9 protein-coding genes and 1 riboswitch are annotated in these 10,105 nt (G+C 63.2%); of the genes, 3 read left to right on the top strand and 6 right to left on the bottom strand.

What is annotated here, in order from left to right; genetic code table 11:
- Window positions 1-23: 23 nt before the first annotated feature.
- From PMI38_RS25545 to ahcY, 5 genes are all read right to left on the bottom strand, one after another.
- The gene (locus PMI38_RS25545) at window positions 24-1,919 is read right to left on the bottom strand and encodes a DEAD/DEAH box helicase (protein WP_008100818.1); all 1,896 of its coding nucleotides are present in this window, start codon (window positions 1,917-1,919) and stop codon (window positions 24-26) included.
- A gap of 218 nt (window positions 1,920-2,137) precedes the next feature.
- The gene (locus tag PMI38_RS25540) at window positions 2,138-2,926 is read right to left on the bottom strand and encodes a substrate-binding periplasmic protein (RefSeq protein WP_008100817.1); all 789 of its coding nucleotides are present in this window, start codon (window positions 2,924-2,926) and stop codon (window positions 2,138-2,140) included.
- 42 nt (window positions 2,927-2,968) lie between these two features.
- Window positions 2,969-4,045, bottom strand: a complete 1,077-nt coding sequence (locus PMI38_RS25535) for a hypothetical protein (RefSeq protein WP_008100815.1) — start codon at window positions 4,043-4,045, stop codon at window positions 2,969-2,971.
- Between the two features lie 94 nt (window positions 4,046-4,139).
- Complete coding sequence (gene metF / locus PMI38_RS25530) at window positions 4,140-4,985, bottom strand: methylenetetrahydrofolate reductase [NAD(P)H] (protein WP_008100814.1); 846 nt, start codon at window positions 4,983-4,985, stop codon at window positions 4,140-4,142.
- A gap of 137 nt (window positions 4,986-5,122) precedes the next feature.
- The gene (gene ahcY / locus PMI38_RS25525) at window positions 5,123-6,532 is read right to left on the bottom strand and encodes an adenosylhomocysteinase (RefSeq protein ID WP_008100813.1); all 1,410 of its coding nucleotides are present in this window, start codon (window positions 6,530-6,532) and stop codon (window positions 5,123-5,125) included.
- 21 nt (window positions 6,533-6,553) lie between these two features.
- Window positions 6,554-6,650, bottom strand: a riboswitch (S-adenosyl-L-homocysteine riboswitch).
- Window positions 6,651-6,829: 179 nt separating this feature from the next.
- Here ahcY and PMI38_RS25520 point away from each other — a divergent pair.
- On the top strand, window positions 6,830-7,231 hold the full coding sequence (locus tag PMI38_RS25520) for an acyl-CoA thioesterase (RefSeq protein WP_008100811.1): 402 nt from the start codon (window positions 6,830-6,832) through the stop codon (window positions 7,229-7,231).
- A gap of 132 nt (window positions 7,232-7,363) precedes the next feature.
- Here PMI38_RS25520 and PMI38_RS25515 read toward each other — a convergent pair whose 3' ends face one another.
- A complete protein-coding gene (locus tag PMI38_RS25515; protein ID WP_008100810.1) occupies window positions 7,364-8,599 on the bottom strand; it encodes a cation:proton antiporter in 1,236 nt (411 codons plus the stop codon).
- Between the two features lie 178 nt (window positions 8,600-8,777).
- Here PMI38_RS25515 and PMI38_RS25510 point away from each other — a divergent pair, with 178 nt between their 5' ends.
- Together PMI38_RS25510 and PMI38_RS25505 are read left to right on the top strand one after the other, a co-directional pair.
- Window positions 8,778-9,611 (top strand): EamA family transporter, encoded by an 834-nt coding sequence (locus PMI38_RS25510; RefSeq protein ID WP_008100808.1) that lies wholly within the window; start codon window positions 8,778-8,780, stop codon window positions 9,609-9,611.
- A 27-nt stretch (window positions 9,612-9,638) separates the two neighbouring features.
- Complete coding sequence (locus tag PMI38_RS25505; RefSeq protein WP_008100806.1) at window positions 9,639-10,025, top strand: MAPEG family protein; 387 nt, start codon at window positions 9,639-9,641, stop codon at window positions 10,023-10,025.
- The last annotated feature ends 80 nt before the right edge of the window (window positions 10,026-10,105 follow it).

The following is a 10,105-nucleotide window of genomic DNA, read 5'->3' as shown; positions in this document are numbered from 1 at the left end:
CCGGCGATGAGGCCGGTACAGACTCAGCCTTTGCGGGTCAGCAGCGCAGGGCGCTCGCCACGCGGGCGGCTCGGCAGGTCTTCCAGTTGCTCTGGCGTCGGGTAACGGTCGAGCTTGGACTCCTTGCGGATGATCACCGGCTGGTTCTGCGGCTCACGCGAGCTGCGCACTGCCGGTTCCTGGCGCAATGCATCGTCGCGACCGGCCGGGCGGTTGCGACCGCCGCCATCGCGACGGCCACCACCACCATTGTTGTTGCGCGGCGGGCGCTTTTCGCCGCTGGCGCTGCGGGGTTGCCCGCCATTGCGGCCTTGGCCCTGCCCCTGACCGCCACCGCTGCTGCGTGGGGCATTGGCCTGACCTTGCTGACCTTGACCGGCACCACCACCTGGGCGACGGTTGCGGCCTTGGTTCTTGGCATTCTGGTAGGGGCTGACGTAGTCGGCGCGGTTACCGAAGTTGTCGACGTCGTCGTCCAGGAACTCTTCCGGGTCGCGGTTGGCGCTCGCCTTCGGTGCACTGGCCTGGCTCGCTTGCTGCTCGCGCGGCTTCCTGTCACGCGGCTTGCGCGGCTGCTGCTTGTCGCCCGCCTTTTCCTTGTCGGCAGACTTTTCCGCCGCTTGCGGCTTGGCCTTGCCTTTGTCCTTGCCCTTGTCCTTGCGGCCACCGCTGCCGTCTTTGCCGCCGTCGCCACGGGCCTGCTGGTTGCGACCACCACGGCCACTGTTTTGCGGGCGCTCGCGTACTTCAGGCTTCTCGGCTTCCACCTGGCTTGGGTCGAAGCCCATCAGGTCGCCGTCGGCAATCTTCTGCTTGGTGACCCGCTCGATGCTCTTGAGCAGCTTCTCTTCATCCGGCGCGACCAGGGAAATGGCCTCGCCCGAACGCCCGGCACGGCCGGTACGGCCAATACGGTGGACGTAGTCTTCCTCGACGTTCGGCAGCTCGAAGTTGACCACATGGGGCAGTTGGTCGATGTCCAGGCCGCGTGCGGCGATGTCGGTGGCGACCAGTACGCGCACAGCGTTGGCCTTGAAGTCGGCCAGGGCCTTGGTGCGGGCGTTCTGGCTCTTGTTGCCGTGGATCGCGGCGGCGCTCAGGCCGTGCTTTTCCAGGTATTCGGCCAGGCGGTTGGCGCCATGCTTGGTGCGGGTGAACACCAGCACCTGCTCCCAGGCACCCAGGGTGATCAGGTGCGCGAGCAGGGCGCGCTTGTGGCTGGCGGGCAGGCGATAGACGCGCTGCTCGATACGCTCGACCGTGGTGTTCGGCGGGGTGACCTCGATACGCTCCGGGTTATGCAGGAGCTTGTCGGCCAGGTCGGTGATGTCCTTGGAGAAGGTCGCCGAGAACAGCAGGTTCTGGCGCTTGGCCGGCAAGCGGGCGAGGACCTTCTTGACGTCATGGATGAAGCCCATGTCGAGCATGCGGTCGGCTTCGTCCAGCACCAGGATTTCAACGTGGGCCAGGTCTACCTTGCCTTGGCCGGCCAGGTCGAGCAGGCGACCAGGGCAGGCGACGAGCACGTCGACGCCCTTGGCGATGGCCTGGACCTGGGGGTTCATGCCAACGCCGCCGAAGACGCAGGCGCTGACCAGTGGCAGGTCGCGGGCGTACACCTTGAAGCTGTCGTGCACCTGGGCTGCCAGCTCGCGAGTCGGCGTCAGCACCAGGACACGCGGTTGGCGCGGGCCATGGCGCTGGGATTTGTCGGGGTGACCGGCCGGGAACAGGCGCTCGAGGATCGGCAGGGCGAAGCCGCCGGTTTTACCAGTACCAGTCTGTGCGGCAACCATCAGGTCGCGGCCTTGCAACACGGCGGGAATGGCCCGCTGTTGCACCGGAGTCGGCTGGGTGTAGCCCGCAGCTTCGATAGCGCGGACAAGTGCCTCGGAGAGACCGAGGGAAGCAAAGGACATGGGCAATCCTGTTCTCGTGTGGGCTGGGCCCGTTGGGATATTCTGCCTGGCGCGACGGGCATCGGTGGGATGCGATCGCGTCCGGTCCAGCTGGGCTTTCACTGCGCATCCGGGAAGCGGGGGGTGGACACCAAGGGGCGTCAATGCCGATCGGGATGCTTGTTGCGAGGCCGAGCGTCCGGGCGTGAGCCGGGCGGGAAGGCCCGAGTATAACAGAGCTATTGCAGCGTGCTGCTTTCCTGCTGCTCAACGGCGTCAGGAAGATGGCCGGAGTCGCCAATATAGCGTTCGATTATCGCGACAAAGGCCGGCTCCTGCTTGAACCGTCGCAGTTCATCTGCAAAGGCCTGGGCCAGCTGTTCGCGCCCGGGCTTTCGTGCCAGGCCCAGGTATTGGGATTGGCGGCTGATCACCAGGGGCAGTTCTTCGACCCGTTGTTCCAGGCCAAGTTGCCGACGCAGGTAGCGCCCCACCCTGCGGTCGGTCACCAGCAGGTCGATACGCCCGAGCATGAGTTTGCCGAAGTTGGCTTCATGGCTGGGGCCCGATTCACGCCTGAAACCTGACGCCTGTTCGAATGCCGGGCCATAGGCATAACCCGGCGAGGTACCCACGGTCAGGTCGCGCAGGTCACTGAGCTGGCTGATGACATGACGCCGGCGGCTGGCCTGGTACAGCACGAATTCGACATCCGACATGGGCTCCATCGGGTAGACCATGTAGGCCTTGCGCGCGTCGGTCTGGAAAATATCCATCACGCCGTCGGCCAGGCCTTGTTCGACCATCGCCAGGCAGCGCTTCCAGGGCAGGAACTGCCATTCCACTTCGACCCCCAGCCGCCTGAACACTTCGCTGGTGACTTCGTAGTCGATGCCCTTGGGTTGGCCGGCATCCCGGTAGATGTACGGCGCCCAGTCGTCGCTGACCAGGCGCAACCGCTCGCCCAGCGCCATCGGGCTCAGGCAGGCGAGCAGAAGGATACACAGCAGGCGGTTGATAGCAGGCATGGCGCGAGATTACGCGCTCGGTCAGGGCAAGGCCAGTCTGGCTCAGTGGGAAGCGGTTTTCAGCAGATGTGCCTCGATGTCCTTGCGTCGCTCGCCCAGCGACAAGCGCAAGCCCGGATGGCGCAGGCACTGGCGCAACTCTTCCGGCGCGATGCGCCCGTTGCGCTCATTGAGATTTTCCAGCGCCTTGTCCCACCAGGCCGGGGCGCAGGCGCGGTCGAATTCGTTGGGGTAGGGGTAGCAGCCATACAACAATTCACGCGCAAATTGCCGCTCGTGGCTCGGCAGGGTGAGGCTCAAAGCCTTGTATCCCAGGCGGTGCAGCGCGGGTGGCCGTGGCAGCTGATCATTGACCAGCAACACATCGGCCAGCGCCGCCGCGCTCAGCGGATCGTCGTCATGCTTGCGCAACCAGGCCTGGATCTTGGCGCGGAACTGGGCCTTGCGGCTCCAGTAGTGATGGATGACATCGGTACATTCGGCCAGTTCGAGCTTGCGGTACGCAGCCACTGCCAGGCAGAACTCTTCCAGGGTGTAGGCCGAGCGGGCCAGCGGGTAGAACTCGTCCATCAGGGCGATGGATTGGTCGAGCGTTGCAGCGTCTTCGGCGGTAAGCCCGATGACTCCGGAGTTCACCAGCGGCATCTGGCAGTCGGCCAGGCCGCGCTGCTTGAGGATACCCAGCAGGTTCTTGTACAGCAGGCAAGTCTGGTTGGCGCCATAGCGCGCACCGACGAAGTTGCACAGCATGTGGCCGGGGCGGACACGTTCGAACAGCCGCAGGGGCGAGGTGCGGAAAAAGGTGTCGGTGTCGATCAGCACGGCCAGGGGGTGTTGCCCAAGGATCTGGCGCAGTAGCACGTGCTTGCTGCGAAAGTGATAGCCGTGCGGTGCGTTCCACGCGTTGCGGGTGGCTTCGTCGAGCACGTGCACGGTGACCGGCAACTTGCCGTAGGGCTGCGGGTTGTCGGTGTAGACCTGGATGTCCAGGGTCTCGCCTGCATGCACGTCCAGGTGCGCCAGGGCGCTGACGATGCTGAAACAGGCCTCCTGGTGATAGGTGGCCGGGCCGAAGGCCAGGTAGACCAGTGGTGGACGGGAAGGCGAGCGCGGTTGCATTTCAGGCAAGACCTGTTTGATCCAGAAAGGAAATAAGGCCTTAGTCTATGACTAAAGCCTTAAGCATTTCTGAAAGAGATCTTGCCAAAAAGTTTCAGCGAGGCAGCTTCAGGTTGTTCCAGATCGCCAGGCTGGCGTCGGCCTGGTTCAGGGTATAGAAGTGCAGGCCCGGAGCGCCGCCTTGCAGCAGTTGCTCGCACATGCGAGTGATCACTTCTTCACCGAAGGCCTGGATGCTGGCGGTGTCGTCGCCGTAGGCTTCCAGCTGCTTGCGGATCCAGCGCGGGATCTCGGCGCCGCAGGCATCGGAGAAGCGTGCCAGCTTGCTGTAGTTGGTGATCGGCATGATGCCCGGCACCACCGGAATGTCCACGCCCAGCTTCTGCGCGCGCTCGACGAAGTAGAAGTAGCTGTCGGCGTTGAAGAAGTACTGGGTGATGGCGCTGTCTGCACCGGCCTTGACCTTGTGCACGAAATTGGCCAGGTCGACTTCGAAGTTGCGTGCCTGCGGGTGCATTTCCGGATAGGCGGCAACTTCCAGGTGGAAGTGGTCACCGCTTTCCTGGCGGATGAACTCGACCAGGTCGCTGGCATAGCGCAGTTCGCCACTGGCCATGCCCATGCCCGACGGCAGGTCGCCACGCAGGGCGACGATGCGCTTGATACCGGCGGCCTTGTACTGAGTGAGCAGCGCGCGCAACTCGTCCTTGGAATCGCCGACACACGACAGGTGTGGCGCGGCAGGTACCTTCGCCTCGCTTTCCAGCTGCAGCACGGTGTTCAGCGTACGGTCGCGGGTCGAGCCACCGGCACCGTAGGTGCAGGAGAAAAAGTCCGGGTTGCAGACGGCCAGCTGGCGGGCAACGCCCATCAGCTTTTCGTGACCGGCATCGGTCTTGGTCGGGAAGAATTCGAAACTGTAGCGGCGTTCTTGTGACATCTCTGTTTCCTCAGCTGCAAGCCACGGGCCGCAAGCTGCAAGTAAAAGCCAGGGCGGTGGGGGCCGGCCTGGCTTGGGCATCGATCAAGATTCAACGACTACAAGCGCCCGGCGGCATGCCGACGGGCGCTTGTCGCTTAGTAGCGGTAGGCGTGCGGCTTGAACGGGCCTTCGACAGTCACACCGATGTAGTCGGCCTGCTGCTTGGTCAGTTGGGTAACCACGCCGCCGAAGCCGCGGACCATTTCCAGGGCCACTTCTTCGTCGAGCTTCTTCGGCAGCACTTCAACGGTCAGGCGTTCGGCTTTCTTCTCGGCCGACAGGTCGGCGTACTTCTGTTCGAACAGGAAGATCTGCGCCAGTACCTGGTTGGCGAACGAGCCATCCATGATGCGGCTTGGGTGGCCAGTGGCGTTACCCAGGTTCACCAGGCGGCCTTCGGCCAGCAGGATCAGGTAGTCGTCGTTCTGCGGATCGAACTCGCCAGCGCCGGTGCGGTGGATCTTGTGCACCTGCGGCTTGACCTCTTCCCATGCCCAGTTCTTGCGCATGAAGGCGGTGTCGATCTCGTTGTCGAAGTGGCCGATGTTGCAGACCACGGCACGCTTCTTCAGGGCCTTGAGCATGTTGGCATCGCAGACGTTGACGTTACCGGTGGTGGTGACGATCAGGTCGATCTTGCCCAGCAGGGCCTTGTCGATGCTGGCTTCGGTGCCGTCGTTGATACCGTCGATGAACGGCGAGACCAGCTCGAAGCCGTCCATGCAGGCCTGCATGGCGCAGATCGGGTCAACTTCGGTGACCTTGACGATCATGCCTTCCTGACGCAGGGACTGGGCCGAACCCTTGCCCACGTCACCGTAGCCGATCACCAGGGCTTGCTTGCCCGACAGCAGGTGGTCGGTACCGCGCTTGATGGCGTCGTTCAGGCTGTGACGGCAGCCGTACTTGTTGTCGTTCTTGCTCTTGGTGACCGAGTCGTTGACGTTGATCGCCGGGACTTTCAGCTCGCCTTTGGCCAGCATGTCCAGCAGGCGGTGCACACCGGTGGTGGTCTCTTCGGTGACGCCGTGGACGCGGTCCAGCACGGCCGGGTATTTCTTGTGCAGCAGCTCGGTCAGGTCACCGCCGTCGTCGAGGATCATGTTGGCGTCCCATGGCTGGCCATCCTTGAGGATGGTCTGCTCCAGGCACCACTCGTACTCTTCCTCGGTTTCACCTTTCCAGGCGAAGACCGGGATACCGGCGGCAGCGATGGAAGCCGCAGCCTGGTCCTGGGTGGAGAAGATGTTGCAGGACGACCAACGCACTTCGGCACCCAGGGCAACCAGGGTTTCGATCAGCACGGCAGTCTGGATGGTCATGTGGATGCAGCCCAGGATCTTCGCACCCTTGAGCGGCTGCTCAGTCAGGTACTTGCGACGCAGGCCCATCAGGGCAGGCATTTCCGATTCGGCGATGATGGTTTCGCGACGGCCCCAGGCGGCCAGGGAGATGTCGGCGACTTTGAAATCGGTAAAACCTGCAGGCGTGTTTACAGCGCTCATTGAGAGCCTCCATTCGTAGTGTGCGAATGGGCGCCGTTGTGCGTTAAGCGTCCGCTTGAGCGGACAACGCCCCATCCGAGCCTGACAGGCCGAGCCTGCTGCAGCGCCCCTCGGACAGGTGGCGGGCATGGCACCGCGAATGGCTGCCATGTGAATCGGCAGGGATTATAGCCGTGGCTGTGTGACACACCCAAGGCTTTCTGTCGATTTATCGAGACGATAGTCGATGTTCAATGGAGCGCCCGGCGCCGCTCTGCCATCATTACTTCACGTTAGCCAAGCAGGTCAGGAGTACTGATGAACTTTCACACCCGCAAATGGGTAAAACCCGAAGACCTCAACCCCAACGGCACCCTGTTCGGTGGCAGTCTGCTGCGCTGGATCGACGAAGAGGCGGCGATCTACGCCATCGTCCAGCTGGGCAACCAGCGCGTGGTGACCAAGTACATGTCGGAAATCAACTTCGTGAGTGCCTCGCGCCAGGGCGACATCATCGAGCTGGGCATCACCGCCACCGAGTTTGGCCGCACCTCGATCACCCTGCGCTGCGAAGTGCGCAACAAGATCACCCGCAAGAGCATCCTCACGGTAGACCGCATGGTCTTCGTCAACCTGGGCGAAGATGGCATGCCGGCGGCCCACGGGCGGACCGAGATCAAGTACGTGCAGGACCAGTTCCCGGATTCGGCGGTCGAGTGATGGCTTTGGGGCTGCTCTGCAGCCCAATCGCCGGCAAGCCGGCTCCCACAGTTACCCACAGCTCTTGAAGCTTGTGCACTTCCTGTGGGAGCTGGCTTGCCAGCGATTGGGCCGCAAGGCGGCCCCAGAATGTCAGGGTTGCACGCTGACCTTGCGCACCACCCGCCCAATGCTCAACCCCTGCACCAGAATCGAAGACAGCACCACGATATAGGTGATCGACAGCAGCAAGTCACGCTCGCTCCCCTGCGGCAACGACAGCGCCAGCGCCACCGAAACCCCACCCCGCAAACCACCCCAGGTCAGCACCCGCACGGTGCCTTTCGGCACGCTGCGCCAGCGACGCAGCAGCACGATGGCCGGTGCCACCGTCAGCAACCGCGACAGCAATACCGCCACCGCCAGCACGCCACCCGCCGCCAGGTGCAGCCAGTTGAACGGCAACAGCAACAGTTCCAGGCCGATCAGGGCGAACAGCAGGGCGTTGAGCATGTCGTCGATCAGCTCCCAGAAACCGTCCATGTAACGACGGGTCATGTCGTTCATCGCCAGGTTGCGGCCCAGGTTACCGATGATCAGGCCGGCCACCACCATCGCGATCGGCGCCGAGACGTGCAGTTCGTAGCACATCGCCGAGCCGCCGATGACCAGCGCCAGGGTCAGCATGACCTCGACCTGGTACTGCTCGACGCTCTTGATCATGCGGTAGGTGGCGTACCCGATCACCCCACCGAAGGCCACGCCGCCAATGGCTTCGCGGGCGAACAGCAGTGCGGTGTCGGAGAAGCTCGGCGTTTCGCCCAGCTGGATGATGCCCAGCAGCACGGTGAAGACCACGACTGCAGTGCCGTCGTTGAACAGCGACTCGCCGACGATGGTGGTCTTCAGCGGCTTGGAGGCGTTGGCGGTACGCAAGGCGCCCAGCACGGCGATCGGGTCGGTCGGGGAGATCAGCGCACCGAACAGCAGGCAATAGATCATCGGTACCTGCCAGCCGAACATCGCGAATACCCAGTGCGACAGATAGCCGATCACCACGGTGGCGATCAGCACGCCGAAGGTGGCCAGCAGCCCGATCGGCCAGCGGTAGCTGCGCAGGTCCGTCAGGTTGACGTGCAGTGCACCCGCGAACAGCAGGAACGACAGCATCCAGTGCATCAGCAGGTCATTGAAATCGATCTGGTTCATCAGCCCTTCGACGCGCTCTTCCAGGCCAGGAAAGCCAATCAGGCTAAGGCCCTGCAGCATCAGGGAAAACAACAGTGCCGTGACCATCACGCCGATGGCGGGTGGCAGGCCGATGAAACGGTAATTGACGTAGGTGAGGAGGGTAGTGAGGCAGATAAACGCGGCAACTAATTCAAGCATCCTGAGTCCTGTAGCAAAGGCTTCCAAAGCGTACCCGAGAGGCATCGGGCACTGGTTTGATGACCTGGCGACGGCGTCGGGACACAGGTTTGACCGGATTTGTTCTTTTCGTTCAATGGCACCCCGCGGGCAAGAAGCGTTGTATCGTTGCCTGCTCTGACTGCAAGGAGCGCCCCGCGTGTTGGCAACTTCCCTGGTTCTGATCGCCGCCCTGCTGCACGCGACCTGGAACACCCTGATCAAATTCAGCGGCGAACGCCTGCTGGTCATCGCCAGCATGGACACCGTGGCACTGGTTTTCGCCGTGGTCGCGGTGGCGTTCACCGACTTCCCCCCGGCCGAGATCTGGCCCTGGCTGCTGGCCTCGGCGCTGGCTGAGCAGCTGTATCGCTTTCTGCTGATCCAGGCCTATCGGGTGGGCGATCTGGGCCTGGTCTATCCTCTGATGCGCGGGCTGTCGCCGCTGGTGGTGCTGGGGCTGACCCTGGCGTTCGCCGGCGAGTCGCTGAGCCAGCAGCAGATCATCGGCATTTTGCTGATTCCTTGCGGCATGGCCTGCTTGTTGTGGCAGGGCGGCGGCGGGGATCGGTTGCCCTGGTCGATGTTGCCGGTAGTGGCGCTGATCGGCCTGTGCATCGGCTGTTACACCTGGTTCGACGGGCAGGCGGTGCGGTTATGGGGCAAGCCTTGGGATTACCTGGTGTGGTTGACCTTGCTCAGTGCCTGGCCATTTCCGCTGCTGGCCAGCGTGGCGCGGCGGGCACCGTTCGTGCTGTTCTGGCGCACGCAATGGCGGCTGGGCGTGGCGGTGGGTGTGTGCGTGCTGCTCAGTTATGCGCTGGTGCTGTGGGCCATGCACCTGGGGTCGGTGGCCGAGGCGGCGGCGCTTCGTGAATTGAGCGTGATCCTGGTGGTGCTGCTGGGTATGCGCTACCTCAAAGAACCTTTTGGCGGGCCAAGACTCCTAGCTTGCGGGCTGGTCCTGGCAGGCATGCTGGTGATGAAGCTCTAACCCACTTTCGAACAAGGAGTCATGAGCATGACCGTTGCCCTGTGGTGCATCCTGATCGCGCTGGTACTGCCACCGCTCTGTGCGCTGATCGCCAAAGTCAGTAGCGGCCGCTTTGGCCTGAAAGACAATCATGATCCGCGTGCCTTCCTCGACACACTGTCGGGGCTGCCGCGCCGTGCCCATGCCGCGCAGCAGAACGGCTACGAAGCGTTTCCGGCATTCGCGGCGGCGGTGCTGGTGGCGGATGTCGTCGGCAATGCCGAACAGGTGACGCAGGATGTGCTGGGCGTGATGTATGTCACCAGCCGCTTGCTGTACATCATCTGCTACCTGGCGGACTGGGCGGCGTTGCGCTCGCTGGTGTGGTTTGCCGGGTTGGCGCTGATCGTTTCTTTCTTTGTGGTTTCCATCTGAGACCGAGGCGCCTTCATCGCCGGCAAGCCGGCTCCCACAGGTTCGGCACAGATCCTGAGCCCTGTGATTTCCCTGTGGGA

The organism is Pseudomonas sp. GM84, assembly GCF_000282535.1.
Lineage (GTDB): Bacteria > Pseudomonadota > Gammaproteobacteria > Pseudomonadales > Pseudomonadaceae > Aquipseudomonas.
This window is presented reverse-complemented; position numbering and strand designations above follow the sequence as displayed.

Excerpts from the sequence above, each read along its gene's own strand:
- PMI38_RS25545 (WP_008100818.1), bottom strand. The coding sequence starts at position 1,919 with ATGTCCTTTGCTTCCCTCGGTCTCTCCGAGGCACTTGTCCGCGCTATC.
- PMI38_RS25540 (WP_008100817.1), bottom strand. The coding sequence starts at position 2,926 with ATGCCTGCTATCAACCGCCTGCTGTGTATCCTTCTGCTCGCCTGCCTG.
- PMI38_RS25535 (WP_008100815.1), bottom strand. The coding sequence starts at position 4,045 with ATGCAACCGCGCTCGCCTTCCCGTCCACCACTGGTCTACCTGGCCTTC.
- metF (WP_008100814.1), bottom strand. The coding sequence starts at position 4,985 with ATGTCACAAGAACGCCGCTACAGTTTCGAATTCTTCCCGACCAAGACC.
- ahcY (WP_008100813.1), bottom strand. The coding sequence starts at position 6,532 with ATGAGCGCTGTAAACACGCCTGCAGGTTTTACCGATTTCAAAGTCGCC.
- PMI38_RS25520 (WP_008100811.1), top strand. The coding sequence starts at position 6,830 with ATGAACTTTCACACCCGCAAATGGGTAAAACCCGAAGACCTCAACCCC.
- PMI38_RS25515 (WP_008100810.1), bottom strand. The coding sequence starts at position 8,599 with ATGCTTGAATTAGTTGCCGCGTTTATCTGCCTCACTACCCTCCTCACC.
- PMI38_RS25505 (WP_008100806.1), top strand. The coding sequence starts at position 9,639 with ATGACCGTTGCCCTGTGGTGCATCCTGATCGCGCTGGTACTGCCACCG.